Annotated in this window: 18 protein-coding genes; 14 read left to right on the forward strand and 4 right to left on the reverse strand. The window is 70.5% G+C overall.

Annotation, left to right across the window (positions count from 1 at the left end; all coding sequences use genetic code 11):
• Nucleotides 1-112 precede the first annotated feature (112 nt).
• The 7 genes from ASD93_RS01525 to ASD93_RS01555 all read left to right on the forward strand — a co-directional run bounded on the left by ASD93_RS01525 (nt 113) and on the right by ASD93_RS01555 (nt 10,035).
• A complete protein-coding gene (locus ASD93_RS01525; RefSeq protein ID WP_200950564.1) occupies nt 113-1,576 on the forward strand; it encodes a DUF6350 family protein in 1,464 nt (487 codons plus the stop codon).
• Nucleotides 1,577-1,580: 4 nt separating this feature from the next.
• Nucleotides 1,581-2,186 carry a phosphoribosylglycinamide formyltransferase gene (purN, locus tag ASD93_RS01530; RefSeq protein WP_056117899.1) on the forward strand — a complete coding sequence of 202 codons (606 nt, stop codon included), beginning with the start codon at nt 1,581-1,583 and terminating at the stop codon, nt 2,184-2,186.
• Between the two features lie 23 nt (nt 2,187-2,209).
• Nucleotides 2,210-3,814, forward strand: a complete 1,605-nt coding sequence (purH, locus tag ASD93_RS01535) for a bifunctional phosphoribosylaminoimidazolecarboxamide formyltransferase/IMP cyclohydrolase (RefSeq protein WP_056117901.1) — start codon at nt 2,210-2,212, stop codon at nt 3,812-3,814.
• Nucleotides 3,815-3,957: 143 nt separating this feature from the next.
• Nucleotides 3,958-5,508: an AlkA N-terminal domain-containing protein gene (locus ASD93_RS01540; protein ID WP_056117903.1), complete on the forward strand. Its 1,551-nt coding sequence runs from the start codon at nt 3,958-3,960 to the stop codon at nt 5,506-5,508.
• A complete protein-coding gene (locus ASD93_RS01545; RefSeq protein ID WP_056117905.1) occupies nt 5,505-6,014 on the forward strand; it encodes a methylated-DNA--[protein]-cysteine S-methyltransferase in 510 nt (169 codons plus the stop codon). The genes ASD93_RS01540 and ASD93_RS01545 overlap by 4 nt, the downstream gene beginning before the upstream one ends.
• A 347-nt stretch (nt 6,015-6,361) precedes the next feature.
• The gene (locus ASD93_RS01550; protein ID WP_056117908.1) at nt 6,362-8,221 is read left to right on the forward strand and encodes an ABC transporter ATP-binding protein; all 1,860 of its coding nucleotides are present in this window, start codon (nt 6,362-6,364) and stop codon (nt 8,219-8,221) included.
• The gene (locus ASD93_RS01555; RefSeq protein ID WP_056117910.1) at nt 8,218-10,035 is read left to right on the forward strand and encodes an ABC transporter ATP-binding protein; all 1,818 of its coding nucleotides are present in this window, start codon (nt 8,218-8,220) and stop codon (nt 10,033-10,035) included. The genes ASD93_RS01550 and ASD93_RS01555 overlap by 4 nt, the downstream gene beginning before the upstream one ends.
• Nucleotides 10,036-10,180: 145 nt before the next feature.
• On the opposite strand, the gene ASD93_RS01560 is transcribed toward ASD93_RS01555, so the two are convergent.
• Both ASD93_RS01560 and ASD93_RS01565 read right to left on the reverse strand, forming a co-directional pair.
• The gene (locus ASD93_RS01560; RefSeq protein WP_235566847.1) at nt 10,181-11,116 is read right to left on the reverse strand and encodes an N-acetylglucosamine kinase; all 936 of its coding nucleotides are present in this window, start codon (nt 11,114-11,116) and stop codon (nt 10,181-10,183) included.
• A gap of 139 nt (nt 11,117-11,255) precedes the next feature.
• Complete coding sequence (locus ASD93_RS01565; RefSeq protein WP_056117912.1) at nt 11,256-11,708, reverse strand: GNAT family N-acetyltransferase; 453 nt, start codon at nt 11,706-11,708, stop codon at nt 11,256-11,258.
• 144 nt (nt 11,709-11,852) lie between these two features.
• On the opposite strand from ASD93_RS01565, the gene ASD93_RS01570 reads away from it, so the two are divergent.
• Nucleotides 11,853-14,072: an NADP-dependent isocitrate dehydrogenase gene (locus ASD93_RS01570; RefSeq protein WP_056117914.1), complete on the forward strand. Its 2,220-nt coding sequence runs from the start codon at nt 11,853-11,855 to the stop codon at nt 14,070-14,072.
• Nucleotides 14,073-14,162: 90 nt separating this feature from the next.
• On the opposite strand, the gene ASD93_RS01575 is transcribed toward ASD93_RS01570, so the two are convergent.
• A complete protein-coding gene (locus ASD93_RS01575) occupies nt 14,163-15,599 on the reverse strand; it encodes a L,D-transpeptidase family protein (RefSeq protein WP_056117915.1) in 1,437 nt (478 codons plus the stop codon).
• A gap of 106 nt (nt 15,600-15,705) precedes the next feature.
• Nucleotides 15,706-16,182, reverse strand: a complete 477-nt coding sequence (locus ASD93_RS15825) for a hypothetical protein (RefSeq protein WP_157536834.1) — start codon at nt 16,180-16,182, stop codon at nt 15,706-15,708.
• Nucleotides 16,183-16,331: 149 nt separating this feature from the next.
• On the opposite strand from ASD93_RS15825, the gene ASD93_RS01585 reads away from it, so the two are divergent.
• From ASD93_RS01585 to ASD93_RS01610, 6 genes are all read left to right on the forward strand, one after another.
• Nucleotides 16,332-17,531, forward strand: a complete 1,200-nt coding sequence (locus ASD93_RS01585) for an ROK family transcriptional regulator (protein WP_056117919.1) — start codon at nt 16,332-16,334, stop codon at nt 17,529-17,531.
• Between the two features lie 73 nt (nt 17,532-17,604).
• Nucleotides 17,605-18,891 (forward strand): extracellular solute-binding protein, encoded by a 1,287-nt coding sequence (locus ASD93_RS01590; RefSeq protein ID WP_056117921.1) that lies wholly within the window; start codon nt 17,605-17,607, stop codon nt 18,889-18,891.
• 184 nt (nt 18,892-19,075) lie between these two features.
• A complete protein-coding gene (locus ASD93_RS01595; protein ID WP_056117923.1) occupies nt 19,076-20,050 on the forward strand; it encodes a carbohydrate ABC transporter permease in 975 nt (324 codons plus the stop codon).
• Nucleotides 20,047-21,018: a carbohydrate ABC transporter permease gene (locus ASD93_RS01600; protein WP_056117925.1), complete on the forward strand. Its 972-nt coding sequence runs from the start codon at nt 20,047-20,049 to the stop codon at nt 21,016-21,018. Before ASD93_RS01595 ends, ASD93_RS01600 begins: the two co-directional genes overlap by 4 nt.
• Before the next feature lie 43 nt (nt 21,019-21,061).
• Nucleotides 21,062-21,988, forward strand: coding sequence for an ROK family protein (locus tag ASD93_RS01605; protein ID WP_056117927.1), 927 nt, complete (start codon nt 21,062-21,064; stop codon nt 21,986-21,988).
• Nucleotides 21,981-22,760, forward strand: a complete 780-nt coding sequence (locus ASD93_RS01610) for a glucosamine-6-phosphate deaminase (protein ID WP_056117929.1) — start codon at nt 21,981-21,983, stop codon at nt 22,758-22,760. The genes ASD93_RS01605 and ASD93_RS01610 overlap by 8 nt, the downstream gene beginning before the upstream one ends.
• Nucleotides 22,761-22,787: the final 27 nt, after the last annotated feature.

Raw genomic sequence — 22,787 nt, forward strand, 5'->3', positions numbered from 1 at the left:
GCGACCGAGGGTAGCGCTCGTCGGACCAGCGCCGCGCCAGGGAATCCGGATGCCGCGACCAGCCGGGTCGCGGGCGGTCGGGTGCGGGCGCCCTAGGTAGGGTCGAGAGCGGATGCATCGCCTCACCGTCGCCCTCCTCGCCGCCGTCGACGCCGCCATCGCGGTGGCCGTCGGCATCGCGGCGACCCTTGCCCCCCTCACCCTCGTCTGGGTGTTCGGACTCGGCGGAACCGCCGACTGGGGCGCGTTGTGGCCGGCGTCGGCCACGATCTGGCAGTTCGGGAACCTCGTGCCGCTGCTCATCACGCTCCCTGGCGACTACCTCGCCGCGACGGGGATCGATCCCGCCGCGGCATCCTTCACGCTGTCCCTCGCGCCGCTCGCCTTCGCGTCGTTCACGGTGATCTTCGCGGTGAGATCGGGCGTGCGCGCCTCGCAGGCGGATGCGTGGGTGACCGGCGTGGCCGCCGGGACGCTGGTCTTCGGGGCGCTCGCCGTGATCGTCGGCTTCACCGCCCAGAATCTCGTGGCCGACGCGGAGCTCTGGCAGGCGATCCTCGTGCCTACGCTCCTGTTCGCGCTGCCGTGCCTCGCGGGAGCGGCCGTGACCGAGTGGCGTGAGGCCGGATCCGGCCGCATCGCGGACCTGCGGGACCGCGTCGAGTCGAACGCCCACTGGGGCGTGGTGCCCGGCCTCGTCGGCCGGGGGACCGCGGTCGTCGTCGTCGGGCTCATCGGGGTCGGCGCGCTGGTCGCGGCGGTGGCGATCGTGCTGCGCGGCGGCGAGATCATCGCGCTCTTCCAGGCGGGCAATGTCGACGGACTCGGTGCGACGGTGATCACTCTCGCCCAGCTGGCGTACCTCCCGACGCTGGTGGTGTGGGGCCTTGCCTTCACCGCGGGCCCGGGCTTCGTCGTCGGCGACGGCGGGGTCGTGTCGCCATCCGGCACACAGGTGGGGGTGGTGCCCGGCATCCCGATCTTCGGCATCCTGCCCGAATCCACCTCGCCGTGGCTGCTGCTGCTGGCGCTGGTGCCGGTGGGCCTGGGCGCCTTCGCCGGATGGATCGCCCGCTCTCGGCTCGCCGGCGCGGGAGTCCCCGACGCTCGCGGGGCGGAGGTCGTCGTCGACGACGAGCGCACGGCGGCGCTCACGGGTCTGCTCGCGACCGCGGCGCCGCCGCCCGCCGCGGAGCCGGTCTCGCACGACCGGTTCGGCCCACGTATCGGGATCGCCGTCGGCATCGCCGTGCTCGCCGGCGCGGCGGCCGCCGTCCTCTCGGCGCTCGCCTCCGGGTCGCTCGGCCCTGGACGGCTCGCCTCCGTCGGACCGGAGCCCGGTCCGGTCGCGCTGGCCGTGGGCCTGGAGGTGCTGGTGGGCGCCTCGATCCTGCTTCTCGCGCCGCGAGGCGGCCGTCACGAGGCGGATGCCGAGACCGCGGCATCCGAGGATCACGACGACGCGTTCCCCACCGTCGCCCCGGTGCCGACGCTCTTCGATCACCCGACGCCCGACGCCGCCGAGACGCTCGACCTCGGGCCGCGGAAATCCGGCCCCGGCGCGCCGGTAGAATAGCCGCGTGCTCACGGTCGCCGTCCTCATCTCGGGCACGGGGTCCAATCTGCGCGCTCTGCTCGACGCGGCCGCCGACCCCGACTACCCGGCCGAGATCGTCGTCGTCGGCGCCGATCGGGAAGCCGAGGGCTTCGCGCACGCCGAGGAGTATGGACTCCCCACCTTCATGGTCCCGTTCGCCCGGTTCGCATCGCGCGAGCAGTGGGGCGACGAGCTCGCCGATCAGCTCGCCGTGTGGCAGCCCGACCTCGTCGTGCTGAGCGGCCTCATGCGGTTGCTCCCCGCGCCGCTCGTCGACGCCTGGTCTCCCCGCATCATCAACACCCACCCCGCCTACCTGCCGGAGTTCCCCGGTGCGCACGGCGTGCGCGACGCGCTCGCGGCCGGTGTCGCGCAGACCGGGGCGAGCGTCATCATCGTCGACAACGGGGTCGACTCGGGACCGATCCTCGCCCAGGAGCGCGTGCCCGTGCTCCCGGGTGACGACGAACACGCCCTCCACGACCGCATCAAGCCCGTCGAGCGCCGCCTGCTCATCGACGTCGTCCGTCGCATCGCGACCGGCGACCTCGACCTGGCTGGCGCCGCGGCGGGCGCGAACGCTTCCTGACCCCACCGACGAGGAGTGCCTCCATGGCCGGCCCGACCCACGACCCCGCCCTCTACACCCACCGCGACGTCGTCCCCGTGCGCCGTGCGCTGGTGTCGGTCAGCGACAAGACCGATCTGCTGAAGCTCGCCGAGGCGCTCTCGGGCGCCGGCGTCGAGATCGTCTCGACGGGCTCCACGGCCGCGACGATCCGCGATGCCGGACACGATGTGACGGACGTGGCCTCGGTGACGGGCTTCCCCGAGTCGCTGGGCGGCCGGGTGAAGACCCTGCACCCGGGCGTGCACGCCGGGCTGCTCGCCGATCTGCGGCTCGAGGATCACCTGCAGCAGCTGACCGAGCTCGGCATCGAGCCGTTCGAGCTCGTGGTGGTGAACCTGTACCCGTTCGTGGAGACCGTGCGCTCCGGCGCGCAGGGCGACGCCGTCGTCGAGCAGATCGACATCGGCGGTCCGGCGATGGTGCGCGCCTCGGCCAAGAACTTCGCGAACGTCGCCATCGTCGTCTCGCCCGAGTCCTACCCGGCCATCATCGAGGCGATCGGCGCCGGCGGCACGACGCTGCAGCAGCGCCGCGATCTCGCCGCCCGCGCGTTCGCGCACACGTGCGAATACGACCGCTCGGTCGCGACGTGGTTCGCCGAGGAGACCCTCGGTGGCGCCGACCTTCCTCAGCACCTCACCATCAAGGCCGAGCGGCTGACCACGCTGCGCTACGGCGAGAACGCGCACCAGCGCGCGGCGATCTACTCCCGCCTCGGCGGCCACGGCATCGCGCAGGCGACGCAGCTGCAGGGCAAGGAGATGTCGTACAACAACTACGTCGACGCCGACGCGGCCCTGCGCGCCGCGTTCGACATGGTCAAGCCCGCCGTGGCCATCATCAAGCACGCGAACCCGTGCGGCATCGCGGTGACCGCCCCCAACGCGCTCGACCCGATCGCCAGCGCCCACCTGCGGGCGCACGAGTGCGACCCGGTCTCGGCGTACGGCGGAGTGATCGCCACGAACGGCACCGTGACCCTCAAGATGGCCGAGAACCTCAAGGACATCTTCACCGAGGTCATCGTCGCGCCCTCGTTCGAGCCCGAGGCGCTCGAGGTCTTCAAGGCGAAGAAGAACCTGCGCCTGCTGCAGCTTCCCGCCGACTGGCGCCAGGAGCGCATGGATGTGCGCCTCGTATCCGGCGGTCTGCTGCTGCAGGACGCCGACCGCTTCCCCGACGACATCGACTCCGTCGCGAAGGACTGGCAGCTCGTGTCGGGCGAGCGCCCGGCCGACGACGAGATGACGAACCTCATCTTCGCGTGGAAGGCGTGCCGCGCCGTCAAGTCGAACGCGATCGTGCTTGCGAAGGGCTCGGCGACCGTCGGCATCGGCATGGGCCAGGTCAACCGCGTCGACTCGTGCCGCCTCGCCGTGGAGCGGGCGGGGGATCGCGCCGCGGGGTCGGTGGCGGCATCCGACGCGTTCTTCCCGTTCGCCGACGGCGCGCAGGTGCTCATCGATGCGGGCATCCGCGCGATCATCCAGCCCGGGGGATCGGTGCGCGACGACGAGGTCATCGCCGCAGCGCAGGCCGCCGACGTCACGATGTTCTTCACGGGCGAGCGCCACTTCTTCCACTGACCCGCGCCGTGTCGGTTCCGTTTGTGCGGGCGAATTGCCGCTGAACTCGGATGTCATGCGTGCTTTTCCCCGCACAACCGACGGGCCACCGCCGTGTCCGATTTCCGCGAGCGGGTGTCGGGGGAGCGTGTCAGGCTAGGGGCATGAGCCTCACCGCGATGACCTTCGACGAGCGGTATCGCGCGATCGATTCGCGCGACACCCGCTTCGACGGCCAGTTCGTCACCGCGGTGAGCTCGACGGGCATCTACTGCCGGCCGAGCTGCCCCGCACGAACGCCGAAGCCGTCGAACGTCACGTTCTACCCGACGAGCGCCGCGGCGCACGAGGCGGGCTACCGCGCGTGCAAGCGGTGCCTGCCCGAGGCGGCGCCCGGCTCGCCGCAGTGGAACCTGCGGGGCGACACGGCGGGCCGCGCGATGCGGCTCATCGCGGACGGCGTGGTCGAGCGCGAGGGCGTGCCCGGGCTGGCGCGGCGCCTGGGCTACTCGCCCCGCCACCTCACGCGGCTCCTGAGCGCCGAGCTCGGCGCCGGGCCGCTCGCCCTCAGCCGGGCCCATCGTGCGCAGACGGCCCGCATGCTCCTGGTTGGCACGGACCTGCCGGCCGCCGACGTCGCGTTCTCGGCCGGCTTCGCCAGCGTGCGCCAGTTCAACGACACCGTCCGCGAGGTCTTCGGCATGACGCCGCTCGAACTCCGCGCGCGGCGGCGTGCGGCATCCGGACTCGCTGCCGGCGACCTCGGGGCGATCGATCTCGTCCTCCCGCACCGCGGCCCCCTCGACGACGCCGGGCTCTTCGCCTGGATGGCCGCGCGGGCGGTCGACGGGGCGGAGGTCGCGACACCGACCTCGTTCGCCCGCACGCTGCGCCTCGACGGCGGCCCTGCATGGTTCGAGCTCCGGGTCGACGGCTCCGGCCGGGTGCGGCTGCGGGCGCGGCTGGCGCACCTGCGCGACCTCTCGACGCTCGTCACACGGGCACGCCGGCTCTTCGACCTCGACGCCGATCCGCTCGCGATCGACGAGGCGCTCTCGCGGCAGCCCGAACTCGCGCCGCTGGTCGCCGCCGTGCCCGGCATCCGCGCTCCCGGCGCCGCGGATCCGCACGAGATGCTCATCCGCGCGATGGTGGGGCAGCAGATCACCGTCGTGGCCGCCCGTACGGCTCTGTCGGCGCTCACCGCCGAGCTCGGAGAGCACGTCGAGGGGCCGGAGGGTGCGACGCGCCTCTTCCCGTCGATGGCGGCGATCGCCGACCGCGGCGCCGAGGTGCTGCGCGGCCCGGCGGCCCGCGTCCGTGCGATCGTCGGCGCCGCCGCGGCGCTCGCCGACGGATCGCTCGCCCTGACACCCGGCGACGACGGCGGGGCGCAGCGCGAGGCGCTGCTCGCGATGCCGGGCATCGGGCCGTGGACGGCCGACTATGTGCGCATGCGCGTTCTCGGCGATCCCGATGTGTTCCTGCCCGGTGATGTCGCTGTGCGCTCCGGAGCCGCGGCGGCGGGCATCCCGTCCGATCCCCGCGCCCTCACCGACTGGGCTGTGCGGACGGCGCCGTGGCGCACCTACTTCACCGCCCACCTGTGGCGCGCCGCGCCGCCGAAGCGATCCGCGGTTCCCGGCGGATCCCGCTCGCCACGATCTCGACGCACCACAGAATCCCGCAGCACCCGCCCGGAGGAGACGCCATGACCACCGCGACCATCCAGACCGTCGACACCCCCGACGGCCCCTTCACGCTCCTCGTCGACGAGGAGCAGCGGGTCCTCGCCTCGGGCTGGACCGCCGACGCGGACCGCATCGTGACGCGCCTGCGTCCGGCGAATCGCCCATCGACCGTGCGCGAAGGGCGAACGGATGCCGCGTCCGCCGTCCGCGCGTACTACGACGGAGAGCTCTCGGCCATCGACACGGTGGCGGTCTCGCAGCACGGGACCGAGATGCAGCTCGCCGGCTGGGAGGCTCTGCGCCGCATCGAGCCGGGGCGCCCGCTCACCTACGCCGAGTTCGCGGTCGCACTGCGGTCGCCGTCGGCGGTACGCGCTGCGGCGTCGATCTGCGCCCGCAACGCGCCGGCCCTGTTCGTGCCGTGCCACCGAGTGCTGCGCACCGGCGGCGCGCTGGGCGGCTTCGCATGGGGTCTCGACGTCAAGCGCGCGCTGCTCGACCGCGAGGCCGGAGTGCCGGCGCTCGTCTGAGAGAAACCTCCCGGAGACGGAAATCCGGCGTTGCTGTCAGCGAACGCTCAGGTATAGGCTGGAGGGCTGTCGCGTCGTTACGACATCGACGGTCCCGCCCGCTCTCACCTCAGGAGGATGCCATGTCCCAGGCCACGATCGCCGCAAAGACCGCCTTCGTCCTCCGGGTCGCCGGGCCGGCGCGCCTCCCTATTCAGGGGTAGTCGCTCCCTCGTTTCGTCCCGGCTTCGGCCGGATCCGGCATACCGCCGCCTTTCGGAGCGTTCCCCTCACCGGGACCTCCGTCGCGCCTCGCGCACTCCTCAGACCCGATCCGGGTCGCCCTGACCACCGTCCCCACAAGGATCATGACCATCACCGCCGCTCCACCGCAGTCCTCACCTCCGCCGCGCCCTGAGGTGTCCACCGCGAAGGCGCTCGCGCGCCTGCTGCCCTTCGCCAAGCCCGTGCTTCCACGCCTGACCCTGGGCGCCGCCAGCGCGCTCGGCGCGAGTCTTCTCGCGCTGTCGATCCCGCTCGTCCTCGAGGCGATCGTCGCGGGTCCGATCGCGTCGGGGGACATCAGCCAGATCGCGTGGGGCGCCGCCGTCGTGCTCGCGCTCGGTCTCGCGGAGGCCCTCATGGTGTGGCTGCGACGGTGGTTCGTCCTCGGCCCCGCCACCAAGGTCGAGTACGACATCCGCCAGTCGTTCTACTCGCGCCTGCAGCGCCTGCCCGTCTCGTTCCACGACAAGTGGCAGTCGGGCCAGCTGCTCAGCCGCATGATGCAGGACATCAGCATGCTGCGCCGCTGGATGGCGTTCGGCGTCGTGCTCCTCGTCGTCAATGTGATCACGATCGCCGTCGGCACGGTGCTGCTGTTCCGCTGGCACTGGCTGCTCGGCACCATCTTCCTGATCACCTCGGCGCCGCTCTGGTACGCCGGGTACCGCTTCGAGAAGACCTACGGGTCGCTGGCGCGCCAGAGCCAGGACCAGGCCGGCGACCTCGCGACGTCGGTCGAGGAGAGCGTCCACGGCATCCGCGTGCTCAAGGCCTTCGGACGCGGCAAGCACGCGCTGCAGAAGTTCACCCGTCAGGCCGAGACGCTGCGCGAGACCGAGCTCAGCAAGGCACGCGCGATCGGCTGGATCTGGTTCTGGCTCGTGCTGCTGCCCGACATCGCCTTCGCCCTGTGCCTCGGCGCGGGCATCTACCTGACCTCGATCGGGCAGCTGCAGACGGCCGAGCTCGTCGCGTTCTTCGCGATGGCCACGGTCCTTCGCTGGCCGATGGAGTCGATCGGCTTCCTGTTCTCGTTCATGCTCGACGCCCGCACCGCGACCGACCGCATCTTCGAGGTCTTCGACGAGGAGAACACCATCGTCGACCCGGAGAGCCCGCACTCGATCGATCGCCCGCGTGGCGAGCTCGTCTTCGAGGACGTGCACTTCCGGTATCAGGATGCCGCGACTCACGAGCGCGATCTGCTCGACGGCATCGACCTGGCGCTGCGCCCCGGCGAGACGATGGCGCTGGTCGGGCTCACCGGCTCGGGCAAGACCACGCTGACGACGCTGCCGGCACGTCTCTACGACGTGACCGGCGGGCGCGTGACGGTCGACGGCGTCGACGTGCGCGATCTGACGCTCGGTGAGCTGCGCCGCCACGTCGGCATGGCGTTCGAGGACGCGACCCTGTTCTCGCAGTCCGTGCGCGACAACGTCCTGCTCGGTCGTGAGGACCTCGCCGCGGGAAGCCCCGAGGCCGAGGCGATCATGCGCGAGGCGCTGCAGGTCGCGCAGGCGGGGTTCGTCGACGACCTCCCCGACGGCGTCGACACGATCATCGGCGAAGAGGGCCTGTCGCTCTCGGGCGGCCAGCGCCAGCGACTCGCGCTCGCCAGGGCCGTCGCGGCGCGCCCGGCGGTGCTGGTCCTCGACGATCCGCTGTCGGCGCTCGACGTCGACACCGAGGCGCTCGTCGAAGACGCGCTGCGCGAGGTGCTGCACGCCACGACGGCTCTCGTCGTCGCCCACCGTCCGTCGACGGTGATGCTGGCCGACCGCGTCGCGCTTCTCGAGGCCGGCCGCATCACGGCCGTCGGCACGCACTCCGACCTGCTGCGCGAGAGCGAGCACTACCGGCACGTGATCTCGAGCCTCGAGGTCGAAGAGGCACGACTGCGAGCCAGACAGAAGGATCAGGACTGGGAGGTGAACCTGTGAGCACCACGACCGTCACCGGCACGAGCGGCGAAGACCGCTCCGACTACACGCGCGACGAGAGCAAGGCGATCCGCGCGCGTTCGCTCCGTCTCCTCGGCTCGCTCGTCACGCCCGTGCGCGCCCAGCTGTGGCTCGCGGGGATCGTGCTGGTCGTCTCGACGGCGTTCCGGGTGCTCGGCCCGGCGCTGATCGCCTACGGCATCGACAAGGCGCTTCCGGCCGCCGTCGAGGAGATGAACTGGCTGCCGACGATCGGCGTCGTCGTCGTGTACCTCGTCACCGGCTTCGCGGGCGCCGCCCTCATCGGCTGGTACGTCGTCGTCGCCGCGCGCCTCACCCAGGCGATCATGCTCGATCTGCGCAAGCGCATCTTCCTGCACACGCAGCGCCTGAGCCTGGAGTTCCACGAGTCCTATACGTCCGGCCGCATCATCTCGCGTCAGACGAGTGACCTCGACTCGATCCGGGAGCTGCTGGACGGAGGTCTCAACGAGCTCGTCTCCGGCATCCTGTACGGCGGATTCACGCTGATCGCGCTGCTGCTGATCGATTGGCAGTCCGGCGTGATCCTGGCCGTGATGGGCATCCCGCTGTTCCTCCTGATGCGCTGGTTCTACACGCGCTCGCAGGTCGTCTACCGCGAGTCGCGCGTCGTCAGCGCGAAGGTGATCGTGAAGTTCGTCGAGACCATGACCGGCATCCGCGCCGTGAAGGCGTTCCGCAAGGAGGCCCGCAACGAGGACGAGTTCGGCAAGCTCGCCAGCGACTACCGCGACGTGAACATGCGCTCGATCCAGCTGTTCGGCACGTTCGAGCCGGGCCTCATGGTCGTGGCGTCGATCACCGTGGCTCTCGTGCTGCTGTGGGGCGGCATCCGCGTCATCGACGGCTCGATCCTCATCGGAACGCTCATCGCCGCGGTGCTGTACGTGCGCAACTTCTTCTCACCGCTGCAGGAGGTCGCGTTCTTCCTGAACTCGTACCAGTCCGCGACGGCGGCGCTCGAGAAGGTGTCGGGCGTGCTGGAGGAGGAGCCCACGGTTCCCGACCCGGTGAAGCCCGTCGACCTGTGGAACGCGCGGGGGCATGTGACGTTCGACGACGTGCTGTTCGGGTACTCGGCGGACCGGGTCATCCTGCCGGACTTCTCGCTCGACATCCCGGCGGGGCAGACCGTCGCGCTCGTCGGCACCACGGGCGCCGGCAAGTCGACCCTCGCCAAGCTCGTGTCGCGTTTCTACGACCCGACCACGGGCCGTGTCACGCTCGACGGCGTCGACCTGCGCTCGCTGCACCCGAAGGACCTCCGCCGTGCGATCGTCATGGTCACGCAGGAGGCCTACCTGTTCAGCGGAACGGTCGCCGACAACATCGCGCTCGGCAAGCCCGACGCGACGATGGAGGAGATCCGCGCGGCGGCGCGGGCGGTGGGGGCGGATGCCTTCATCGAGCGACTCCCCGACGGCTACGCCACGGACGTCAACAAGCGCGGCGGCCGGGTGTCGGCGGGTCAGCGCCAGCTGATCTCGTTCGCGCGCGCCTTCCTCGCCGACCCCGCGGTGCTGATCCTCGACGAGGCGACGGCCTCGCTCGACATCCCGTCGGAGCGCCAGATCCAGGACGCTCTGCAGACACTGCTGGCCGACCGCACGGCGATCATCATCGCGCACCGTCTGTCCACGGTCGCGATCGCCGACCGGGTGCTCGTCATGGAGCACGGCCGCATCATCGAGGACGACGCGCCGGAAGTTCTCATCGGCGGCGACGGCCGCTTCGCCAAGCTGCACGCGGCCTGGCGCGAGTCGCTCGTCTGAACTCCGGATGCCCCGCCCCCGCGCACGCGCAGGGGACGGGGCATCCGTCGTGTGATCGTCGTCGAGTCGCCAAGACATGCCGTGTCGCGCGCGCCTCGTCGGCGTGTCTTGGCGACTCAGGGGGCGAGGGGCGAGGGGGCGAGGATCACGCCCGCGCGATCGAGACGTCGGCGGCCAGCGGATGCTGCGCGGGCAGCTCCGCGAGGGCGACGGCGCCGTCGATGCCGCCGCCCCGCGGCTCGACGATCCGCGCGTGCGGGAGGCGGGCCGACACGCGGTCGGCGAACGCCTCGCGCACCGACGCGGAGCGCAGCACCCCGCCGATCGCGCACACATCGGCCGGTGCCTCGGCGGCCCCGACACGGCGCAGAGCCGTCTCGACGCTGAGCGCCAGCTCGGCGCCCGCGCGAGTGCCGATGTCCTTCGCAACGGTGTCGCCGGCATCCGCGAGACGCGCCACCTCCGCGGCGAAGGACGCGACGATCGACACCCGGTCTCCGGAGGCCTGGAGGTCGATGTACGCCCGGCTCAGGTCGGGCCACCGCGCTTCGGCGACCTCGCGCAGTGCCGTGTGCGGTCCGCGTCCGTCGTAGGCGCGCATCGCGGCATCGAGGGCCTCGCGGCCGATCCAGTAGCCGCTCCCCGCGTCGCCCATGATGTGGCCCCAGCCGTCCACGCGCGCGACCTGTGCGGAGCCGACGGCGAGCGTGACCACTCCGGTGCCGGATGCGACGACGGCGCCGGTGCCGAGTCCGAGAGCACCGAGGAACGACGTCGTGGAGTCGTGCGCCAGGCGCACCTCGCGCACCCGGGGGTCGCCGATCGTGGAGAGCAGGGCCCCGGCATCCGCCTCGATCCCCGTGAGCCCCGAGACTCCCGCGGTCACTGCGAGGGCAGGAGCGTCGGTGCGGTCGAGCACGGCGCGGGCGAGGGTCGCGAGCTGAGGGAGCAGCGGCTCATGCGTGAGGATGCCCGGCAGGACCTGGTCGTGCGCGCGGTCCCCGTCTGTCACGCGCACCTTGATGCCGGTCTGCCCGGCGTCGATCGCGAGCACACGCGAAAAGGAGGGGATGCCGGCCACGCGGTTCACCCTAGCGGCGCGACGACCACCGAAGGCGACGGGGCCTCGAAGGGGGAGGGGTTGCTCGAGACCCCGCCGTCGGTCTCAGAAGCCTGGGCGGGCCGATCTCGCGTTCGTCGAATCGAGCGCGAGGGTGCCGTCAGAGTCTGATCTCTGCGATGACCTCACCGTACTCGGTCTCTCCGACGGGGGTGAAGCCCACCCGCTGGAAGAATGCCTCAGGACCGCCCTCGCCGGCTTCGTAGATGACGTCCACGCGGTCGAATCCGCGCTTTCTGGCCTCTTCGATCAGCTGCTCGACCGCGAACCGGCCGACACCGCGACCCTGGTCGTCGGCGTCGACGTTGATGCGCCACAGCACCGACTGGAAATGCTCGACCGGCGCCTCGTCGTCGAAGTTGGCGCTGACGAAGGCGACGACCTCGTCCGCGTCGAGCACGACACGCTGCCAGGTGGTCTGGGGGTCCACGACCGTCGCCGCGATGCCGTAGCTGACCGGCGCCAGGAACTGCTCCTGCCCCGGCTTCAGCGACAGGTTGTTGACCGCCACGATGGTCGAGGCGGAGAGTTCGACGAGGCGCAGTTCACCCATAACGACAGGCTAGCCCGGATGTCGGCATCCGGCATCGTCGCATGACGGCCGTTACATGGTGTTCATCGAGCGAGATATCTCGATGTCAAGATAGTTTTCGCCTTGCGATACGCTGGAGGTATCCCCGAAAGAAGGACGAAACCGGTGACCGACTCGACCATCATCTACACCTACACCGACGAGGCACCGGCGCTGGCCACCGCGTCCTTCCTGCCGATCGTGAAGGCCGTGACGGGCCTGGCCGGTGTCGACATCGAGACCCGCGACATCTCGCTCGCGGGGCGCGTCCTGGCCGCTTTTCCGCAGCAGCTCACCCCCGAGCAGCAGGTGGGCGACGCGCTCGCCGAGCTCGGCGGACTCGCCACGCTGCCCGAGGCGAACATCATCAAGCTGCCGAACATCTCGGCCTCGATCCCGCAGCTCAAGGCCGCGATCGCCGAGCTCCAGGCCGCCGGGTACGACATCCCCGACTACCCCGACGAGCCGCAGTCGCTCGAAGAGAAGGATGTGCGGGCGCGCTACGACCGCATCAAGGGCTCGGCCGTGAACCCGGTGCTCCGCGAGGGCAACAGCGACCGCCGCGCCCCGCTCTCAGTGAAGAACTACGCGCGCAAGCACCCGCACCGCAACAAGCCGTTCGCTGAGGGATCGAAGACGCGCGTCGCGACGCTCGGCCATGACGACTTCAAGTCCAACGAGAAGACCACCGTCATCGCCGGCGACGACGTGCTCGCGATTCAGCACGTCGCCGCCGACGGCACCGTCACCTCTCTCAAGTCGGGGATCAAGGTGCTGCCCGGCGAGATCGTCGACGCGACGTTCCTGTCGGCGGCGGCGCTGGACGCGTTCCTGGCGGAGACGCTGAAGGATGCCGCCGCCGGCGACCTGCTCTACTCCGTCCACCTCAAGGCGACGATGATGAAGGTCAGCGACCCGATCATCTTCGGCCACGTCGTGAAGTCCTACTTCGCCGACGTGTTCGACCGCTACGGCGACAAGATCGCCGAGGCGGGACTCACCCCCAACGACGGACTGGGCGCGATCCTCGCCGGGCTGCCGTCGGTCGAGGGCGGCGAGGCGATCGCCGCGGCGATCACGGCCGACCTGGCGCGCGGACCCCGCCTCTCGTATGTCAACTCCGACAAGGGAATCACCAACCTGCACGTGCCGTCCGACGTGATCGTCGACGCATCGATGCCCGCGCTGATCCGCAACGGCGGCAAGCTGTGGGGAGTCGACGGCGGCGAGGACGACACGCTCGCGGTGATCCCGGACTCGTCCTACGCGAGCGTCTACCAGACCGTGATCGACGACGTCATCGCGCACGGCCCGCTCGACCCCGCGACCATCGGCACGGTGCCGAACGTGGGCCTGATGGCGCAGGCCGCCGAGGAGTACGGCAGCCACGACAAGACCTTCGAGATCGCCTCGGCCGGAACGGTGCAGGTGCTCGACCAGGCGGGCGACGTTCTCCTCGAGCACGCGGTGCAGCCGGGCGACATCTGGCGCGCGACGCAGACGAAGGACATCGCGGTGCGCGACTGGGTGAAGCTCGCCGTGGGGCGTGCCCGCGCGACCGGCTCCCCGGCGGTGTTCTGGCTCGACGAGAGCCGATCGCACGACGCCGCGCTGATCGCGAAGGTGAAGACCTACCTCGGCGAGCTCGACACGGAGGGGCTCACGATCGAGATCCTCGCGCCCGCCGCAGCGACGCAGTACTCGCTCGATCGCCTCCGCAAGGGCGAGGACACCATCTCGGTCACGGGCAACGTGCTGCGCGACTACCTCACCGATCTGTTCCCGATCCTCGAGGTCGGCACGAGCGCGAAGATGCTGTCGATCGTGCCCCTCCTCGCAGGCGGCGGACTGTTCGAGACCGGTGCGGGCGGCTCGGCGCCCAAGCACGTGCAGCAGCTCCTCGAGGAGAACTACCTGCGGTGGGACTCGCTCGGCGAGTTCTTCGCCCTTGCGGCCTCGCTCGAGCACCTCGCCACCACGACGGGCAACGTGCGCGCGCAGGTGCTGGCTGACACGCTGGATGCCGCGACCGGCACGTTCCTCGAGAACGACAAGTCGCCCGGCCGGGCCCTCGGAACGATCGACAACCGCGGCAGCCACTTCTACCTCGCCCTCTACTGGGCGCAGGAGCTCGCGCAGCAGCAGGCCGACCCCGAGCTGGCCGCCGCGTTCGCTCCTATCGCTGCGGCGCTGGTCGCCGACGAGGAGAAGATCGTCGCCGAGCTCAACGCAGTGCAGGGTTCGCCCGCCGAGATCGGCGGATACTACCGTCCCGACGCGCAGCTCGTGGAGGCGGTGATGCGTCCGTCGGCGACGCTCAACGGGATCATCGACGCGATCGGCTGACACCCGATCCGACACGGAGCCCCCCGGCCGTCCAGGGCCGGGGGGCTCCGTCGTGCGCCGGCCGAATGACGGCGGGCCGGCGGTGCCGGGTCAGGCGTGGATCCACACCTCGGTGCCGACATCCAGCCAGTCGTACAGCGCCTTGGCGGTGCTGATCGGCATGTTCACGCATCCGTGGCTCATCGGGTTGCCGAAGTTGCTGTGCCAGTAGGCCCCGTGGAAGGCCTGGTCGCCGTTGAAGTACGCGACCCAGGGGATGTCCGCCGTGCAGTACTCCGCGCCCGGGAAGCACCCCATGTCCTGGATCGGCACGAAGGCGAAGACCCGGAAGTGGCCCTGCGTGGTCGGCGTGTGCGCCAAGCCGGAGGAGATCGGGAACGAACGGGCGACCTTGTCGTTCTCGAACATGTACAGCGTCTGGGTGCCGAGGTCGACTTCGACGCGGCGCTCGACGGCCGCCGTCGCGAACTCGGTCTCGGCCACGGGCAGCAGGAAGCGGCCGTCGCCCGATGCGAGCTGCGCGGCGAACTGGCTCGCGACGTCGCCGGTGTCTCCGAGGACGCGCCCTGTCACGCCGGGGGCGAGCTCGCGCAGCACCTCGCCGGCGGAGTCGGTGATCACGCGGGCATCGACCGGAGCGCGATCGACCGCTGCGGCGAGCGTCGGCACGAGCTCTTCGATCGCCGCTTCGTCGGCCGTGATCTCGAAGGTGCCGTCGTCGCCGGGGCCCACCGTGAGCCACGACTGGGCGACGGCGGCCGACACGGGAACGACTCGCTCGTCGCCGACGTAGAACCCGGCGGTCTTGAGGATGGTGTTGAGCTGGTCGGCCGTGGACTCGGCGACGTAGGTCGGCGTCGTCGCCTGAACGGGTGCGAGGGTCGGCGCGAGCTCGACCTCGGTCTGTCCGGACTGGAACGCGTCCTGCAGGGCTGCGCGCACGAGTTCGACGTCGATGCCTTCGCCCTCCTCGGCGGCATCGGCGACGTACGCGCCCGATTCCTCATCGAAGGCGATCGTCGCGTCGATCGGGTCGGTGTAGAGCTGGGGCGCTCCGGCGCGAAGCGCGGACGTCGCGGCGTCGTCGTCGATCGAGACCTCGGCGACCGCGGATGCCGGGAACCAGGCCGTCACGTTCCAGAGCGGGTGCTCGGCGTACGCGGCCTCGACCATGGCCTGCGCGTCGACGGAGGCGCCGAGGTCGGCGCCCGTCACGACGGCGTCGCCCCCTTCGCCGGTGAGCACGATCGTGGTGCTGGCGAGACGCTGCTGAACGGCGTCGATCGCCGCGCCGGGCGTGAGGAGACCGACGCCCACACCTGCCACGGCGGTGCCGGGGGCGATGAGGATGAGGGAGGATGCCGCAAGGGCGATCACTGCCGCACCGGCGCCGAGGCCGATCCACAGTGCCTTGCGACTCTTGCGAGGGCGGGGCTCGGCCGGGGCCCAGGCATAGGCGGGGGAATCAGGACCGCCCGCGTTCGGCAGCGCATCGTCGACGCGCTCGTCGGTCACGAGATCCGTCACTGTTTCACCCCCCGGTTGTGAGCAACTCTCCACCAATGGTAAAGGACGCGCGGGGGATGGCCGGCAACGTACTCATCACAAAGGCGGACTCGCAGGGTACGTGCGGCTACTCCGCAGGCGCGCAGAGCTCTTCGAACTGCTGCATCGTCGTCTGGAGATCGGTGCCCACCTCGGCGAACTCCGCGGACTTCGCCTCGTCGCCCTCGATGATGGCGGGCAGGAGGTCGGCGACGTTCTCGAAGAGCTCCTGCAGCGACGGCAGGAGGGCCGCCACCTCCTCATTGGTCACCTGGCTGCTCGCGTCGGCGATGCTCGCGGCCGCGGCGTGGAACGCCTCCGCCGCGGCGGTCGCGTCCTCGCTCGTCGCCTGCTCGAACTCGTCGGTCGCCGAAGTGATCGTGTCGGTCACGAGCTGGCACGCCTCTGCAGTCGTCTGACCGTCGCCTGAGCCGCCGCCGGCGGAGGTAGAGGGGGCCGACGAGCCCGATGGGGCAGGCCCTCCGGTGCAGGCGGTCAGCCCGGCGAGGGCTCCTGCGGCGATGACGATGGCTGCGAAACGGCGGGAGAGAACAGTCGTGCGCATCGTCCCACTGTAAGCGACGGCGTCGGGAACGGGCGCCCGGCGGGGTTCTGGCCACGATGACGGCACGGAATGTAACAGTTTTGTAAATACGCCGTTCAAACCCCTTCAAAGAGTTGCGGCATGTTTGTTCGTAAGGTCTACTAACAAACATGTCTGCATCGGAAGTGCAGCGCGGCTCTTCCACACTCGAGTCGCCGCACCCTTCAGGAACCGGCACCGGCCGTGGGTTCGGTCCCGGGCGCACGCTGCGCCAGGGCGCCAAGGTGCTCCCCGAGCACGCGCGCGGCCACAACCGCTCGCTCCTGCTGCAGACGCTGTTCCACCAGGGCGCGATGAGCCGCGCCGACCTCTCGCGTGAGACCGGCCTCACGCGTGTCACGATCAGCGACCTCGTCGCCGAATTGATCGCCGACGGATTCGTCGCCGAGATCGGCGTGCGTGAGGCGTCCGGTCCCGGCAAGCCCGCGATGCTCGTCGACCTCGACCGCGCCGGCCACCGCATCGTCGGCATCGACCTGTCGGGGAGCGAGTCCTTCATCGGCGCCGTGCTCACCCTCGACGGCGACATCGTCGCCCGCCGCGAGGTCGACCTCCCCGCTGCCGACGACGTCGTGGCCACCGTCGTCGAGCTTGCACGCGTGCTCGTGGCGGACTCTCACGCCCCCGTCCTCGGGATCGGCGTCGGCACGCCCGGCGTCGTCGACGACCGCGGCGTGATCCTCACGGCGCCCAACTTCGGCTGGGCCGGCTTCGACCTCGAGGGCGCGCTGCAGAACGCGCTCGCTCTCCCGGTGCTCGTCGCCAACGACGCCAACGCCGCCGTCCTCGCCGAGTACACCTTCGGCGGCGCCGGCGACGACGTTCTGCTCGTGAAGGTCGGCCGCGGCGTCGGCTCGGGCCTCCTCGCCGCCGGGCAGCCCATGCGCGGCAGCCGCTTCGCCGCGGGCGAGATCGGCCACGTCACCGTCGGCACCGACGGCGGCCCGGTCTGCGTGTGCGGCAAGGTCGGATGCCTCGAGGCGTGGCTCTCCGTGCCGTCGCTGTCGCAGCGGCTGAGCGAGGCATCCGCTCCGTCCGACCGCGAAGGCATCCTGCGTGACGCGGGCGAGCGGCTGGGCATCGCCCTGGCCCCCGTCGTCGGCGCCCTCGACCTGTCGGAGATCGTGCTCTCCGGCCCCCCCGAACTTCTCGACGGACCTCTCGCGGAAGCGACCGTCGAGACACTCCGCGCTCGGACGCTGGCGCAGTTCCACGACAGCGTGCGCGTGCGGATGACGGAGCAAGGCCAGGACATCGTCCTGCGCGGCGCCGCCGTCATGGTCCTGTCAGGACAACTCGGGGTGTCGTGACGGACACCCATTCCCCCCCGGATGGGTCACCCGGCCCGACCGAAACCACCAAGAGAAATCTAAGGAAGACACCATGAACAAGAAGCTCGGAGCCCTCGCGCTCGTCGGCGCTTCGGCTGTCGTTCTGGCCGGATGTGCAGGCGGCGGCGAAGCAGCCCCCAGCGAGCCCGCGACCGGCGACCTGACCGTGTGGCTGGTCGGCGCTGACACGCCGCAGACGGCCCGCGACTACCTCAAGGAGACCTTCGAGGAGGAGAACGACGGCTGGACGCTCACCATCGAGGAGAAGACCTGGGCCGACGTCTCCGACACCTACGAGGCTGCGCTGTCGTCCAACGACGCGCCGGACGTCGTCGAGGTCGGGAACACGCAGGCCATCGGCTTCGCCGACAAGGGCCTGTTCCTCGACATCACCGACATCCAGGAGCAGCTCGGCGGCGACGACCTGCTTCCGGGTCTCGTCGAGGCCGGCACCTACGACGGCTCGCTGTGGGCCGCGCCGTACTACGCCGGTGGCCGCGTCGTGTTCTACACGCCGCAGATCGTCGGCGACACGCTCCCGGCGACCCTCGAGGACTACATCGCGCTGGGCACGGACCTGACCACCTCGACCGTCTCGGGTATCTACGCGCCGGGTCGTGACTGGTACAACGCCCTTCCGTACGTCTGGGCCAACGGCGGCGAGATCGCCGTGCAGGACGGCGACGTGTGGGACGCGCAGTTCGGCAGCCCCGAGAGCGTCAAGGGCCTCGAGATGCTGCAGGACGTCTACGAGAACGCCACCGTGGCACCCGTCGACGGCAACGAGCGTCTCGGCAACATCGCGTTCTGCGCGGGCGAGGTCGGCTTCCTGTCGACCCCGGCATGGGCCGAGGGCAACCTGACCGGCGCATGGCCGTGGGGTGACGAGGCCGCCGGTGAAGAGGTTTCCAACGGATGCCCCGACACCTACGCCAAGGACCTCGGCGCGTTCGCCCTTCCCGGCCTCGAAGAGGGCGAGACCGCCCCGATCTTCGCCGGTGGCTCGAACGTCGCCGTCGCCTACAAGAGCGACGCCCCGGGCAAGGCTCAGGCCGCGCTCGAGATCATGCTCTCCTCGGGCTACCAGGAGCTCCTGGCCGCTCAGGGCCTGGTCCCCGGCATCAAGTCGGCCGCTTCGGCGCTGCCCGACACCGACTCGGCCAAGGCTCAGGCCGAGGCTCTGGCGAACTCGAAGTTCACCCCGGCCAGCCCCAACTGGGGCGAGGTCGAGGCGGCGCAGATCATCCCCGACGCGCTCGTGCGCATCGCTCAGGGTGAGGACGTCCAGACGGTGGCCGACGAGCTCGACCAGCAGATCGAGGACATCCTCAACAAGTAAGTCCCCCCGGAGGTGAGGGGTCCCGGTTCCGACCGGGACCGGGACCCCTTCATCCGGACCGAGCCCTCGGCCAGACTCAGGACATGCACGCCTGCGCCTGACCCGGAGAACGGTCCTCCCCGTCCACATCCCAGATCGCCGGACGCATCGTCGTGCCCGGCCGCAACACCAGAGAGGAGACGACATGAGCGACACCGCCACCGCCACTCGCCCCGCGGCGAAGCCCCCGCGCGAGAACCGCCCACCCGTCTCACGAGAGAAGGCGCGCGCCCGCCGCGATGCGCGCAGCGCCTGGACGCTGCTGGCACCGTCCCTGATCATCCTCGGCGTCATGGTCGCCTACCCCGCGGTGCTCATGGTCATCCAGTCGTTCACCGACTACACCGTGCGCAACAAGGTGCAGGGCACGATGCCGAACTTCGTCGGCTTCGAGAACTACCTCGACCTGTTCACGCAGTCCGACTTCCCGGCCGTGCTGATCCGCAGTCTCGCGCTCATGGTCGTGATGACCGTCTTCATCATGGTGTTCGGCGTCCTGATCGCGATCCTCATGACGCGTCTCGGCCGCGCCTGGCGCATCGTCGTGTCGGTCGGCCTGCTGCTCGCCTGGGCGATGCCGCCACTGACGGCGACCGTCGTGTGGGGCTGGATCTTCGACACCCAGTACGGCCTGGTCAACTGGGCGCTCAACACCATCACCGGCACCGAGAACTGGACCAACCACTCCTGGCTGCTCAACCCGCTCTCGTTCTTCTTCGTCCTCACCATCATCGTCGTCTGGCAGGGTGTGCCCTTCGTGGCCTTCACCACGTACGCCGGCCTCGGCCAGGTGCCCGCCGAGGTGCTCGAGGCGTCGTCGCTGGACGGCTCGACCGGGTGGAAGCGCTTCTGGGCGATCGTCTTCCCCTACATCCGCAGCGTCCTCACGGTGGTGCTGGTGCTCCAGATCATCTGGAACCTGCGCATCTTCACCCAGGTGTACGCCCTGCAGAGTCGCGGCGGCATCGCTCGCGAGACCAACGTGATCGGCACTTTCCTGTTCCGCCAAGGCCCCGGGGAAGTGGCATTCACGGCGGCGATCGGTGTCGTCATGGTCATCCTGCTGCTCGTCCTCTCCTGGGGTTACGTGCGCACCACCCTCAAGGAGGAGGAACTGTGAGCACCCAGATCAGCACCGGCACGCAGCTGGGCATCGTCGGGGTCGACGAGGTCCTCGGCGAGGTCGGCAACGCCAAGAAGCCCAAGCGCGGCTCGATCGACGCCCGCCGGCCGTCCCCCCGGCGGATCGTGACGCGGACGTTCCTCAACCTCGCCGCGCTCGTCGTCTTCGTGGCCTCGGTGTTCCCTGTGTACTACATGGTGAATCTGTCGTTCACGCCGAACTCGAAGATCATCAGCCGCAACCCGAGCTTGTTCCCCTTCGACTTCACGTTCAGCAACTACAACTCCGCCTGGAACCGCGAGGCCGCGCCCGGGCAGACGGACTTCGTGCACGCGCTGGGATCGACGATCACCGTCACGGCGGGCGTGCTCATCGTGACGCTGCTGTTCGCCTTCCTCGCCTCCATCGCGGTGGCCCGCTTCAAGTTCAAGGGTCGCTGGACCTTCATCGTCGCCGTGCTCGTCGTGCAGATGATCCCCGGCGAGGCGATGATGTTCACGATCTACGGCATGATCGACGACTGGCGCCTCATGAACACGCTGCTCGGTCTCGGCATCGTCTACGTCGCCATGGTCGTTCCGTTCACGATCTGGACGCTGCGCGGATTCGTCGCCGGCGTCCCCGCCGACCTCGAGGAAGCGGCCATGATCGACGGGTGCACCAAGTCGCAGGCGTTCTGGAAGGTCACCTTCCCGCTGCTCGCCCCCGGCCTCGTCGCGACCGGCATCTTCGCCTTCATCCAGGCGTGGAACGAGTTCACGATGGCCCTCCTCTTCCTGCGCGGATACAACCTCACGCTCATGCCGTGGCTGAACGCCTTCCAGTCCTCGTCGGTCGGCGGCGCCGTGAACTGGGGTGCCGTCATGGCCGGCTCGACGATGATCGCGATCCCCGTCGTCATCTTCTTCCTGTTCGTTCAGGGGAAGATGACCGGCGGCCTGGTGTCGGGGGCGGTCAAGGGCTGATGCGCGCGTCACTGCACACCCTCTCCCACGGGGAGACGGGGCGATGAAGGTCGGGCTCGACGTCGGCGGGACCAAGACCGATGCGGTCGCCGTCGACGCGGCCGGAACGATCGTCGGTCGCGTGCGTCTCGCGACCGGATGGGGGCCGGATGCCGTCATCGCGACGGTGATCGGAGCCGTCCGTGAGCTCGGCGCCCAGTCCGGAGTCGACTCCTCGGCGATCCGCTCCGTCGGTGTCGGCATCCCCGGTCAGATCGAGCCGGGCACCGGTCGTGTCGTCCATGCGGTGAACCTCGGCGTGGACGTGCTCGACCTCGTGGCGGCCACGCAGCCCGCGCTCGGAGTGCCGGTCGGAGTCGAGAACGACGTCAAGGCCGCAGCCCTGGGCGCCTTCGCGCTGCACGGCGGCTCGGGCTCGATGGCCTACCTCAACCTCGGCACCGGCATCGCAGCCGGAATCGTGAGCGAGGGCAGCCTCTGGCGCGGCGCTCGCGGTACGGCCGGCGAGGTGGGCCACATCTCCGTCGACCCGGGCGGCCCGCTGTGCCGCTGCGGCCAGCACGGCTGCATCGAGGCCTTCGCGGGCGGCGGCGCGATCGCCGAGCGCTGGGGTCGTGCGGGCGCGCTCCCCATCCGGGACGTGTTCGACGCGGCCGATGCCGGTGACGCCGAGGCGCGCGGGCTCCGGGCGGGTCTGGCGCGCGGCGTCGCCGCCGCCGTCCGCGTGCTGGTGCTGACCGCCGACGTCGACACGGTCGTGTTCGGCGGGGGGATCACCGCCCTCGGCGACCGGCTCATGTCGGATGTCCGGGCCGAGCTCGCCGCCAGTGCCGAGGCATCCCCGTTCATGCGCTCGCTGCGCCTCGAGCAGCGCGTCGAGCTCCTTCCCGCCGGCTCGCCCGCGGCCGCCCTCGGGGCGGCGCTCGTCGGCGCGGCGCGCGACACGGAGGGTGCGCTGACCCATGGCTGAGGTCGTCATCGTCCCGGGCGCCGCCGATGGCGGTGCCGTCGTCGCCGACGAGATCGTGCGGCTCGTGCGCGCGCACCCCGCGACGGTGCTGGGACTCGCGACCGGCTCGACCCCGCTGCCGGTGTACGAGGCCCTGCGTCCGCGCCTGGCGGGCGTCGACGTCAGCCGCGTGCGCGGCTTCGCGCTCGACGAGTACGTGGGACTGGATGCCGCGCACCCGGAGAGCTACCGCTCCGTGATCGCGCGGGAGGTCGTCGAGCCGCTCCGCCTGGATCCCGCGCTGATCCGTGTGCCCAACGGCTCCCTCGACGGGATCGAGCACGCGGGCGACGACTACGAGCGGGCGATCCACGACGCCGGCGGCGTCGACCTGCAGATCCTCGGCATCGGCACCGACGGCCACATCGGCTTCAACGAGCCCGGCTCGTCGTTCGCGTCACTGACCCGCGTGAAGACGCTGACCGAGCAGACCCGCGAAGACAATGCGCGGTTCTTCGACTCGATCGACGACGTCCCGCGACACTGCATCACGCAGGGCCTCGGCACGATCATGCGCGCACGCCACCTCGTCCTCCTCGCCTTCGGCGAGGGAAAGGCGGAGGCCGTCGCGGGCGCGGTCGAGGGCCCGGTGACGGCGTCGCTCCCGGGCTCGGCGATCCAGCTGCATCCGCACGCCACGGTGATCGTCGACGAGGCCGCGGCATCCCATCTCGCCCACGCCGATTACTACCGCTACGCGTTCGCGAACAAGCCCGACTGGCAGGGACTCTGACCGCAGTGGGCGGTGCGGGTGTACCGT

Source organism: Microbacterium sp. Root180 (genome assembly GCF_001428485.1).
Taxonomy (GTDB): domain Bacteria; phylum Actinomycetota; class Actinomycetes; order Actinomycetales; family Microbacteriaceae; genus Microbacterium.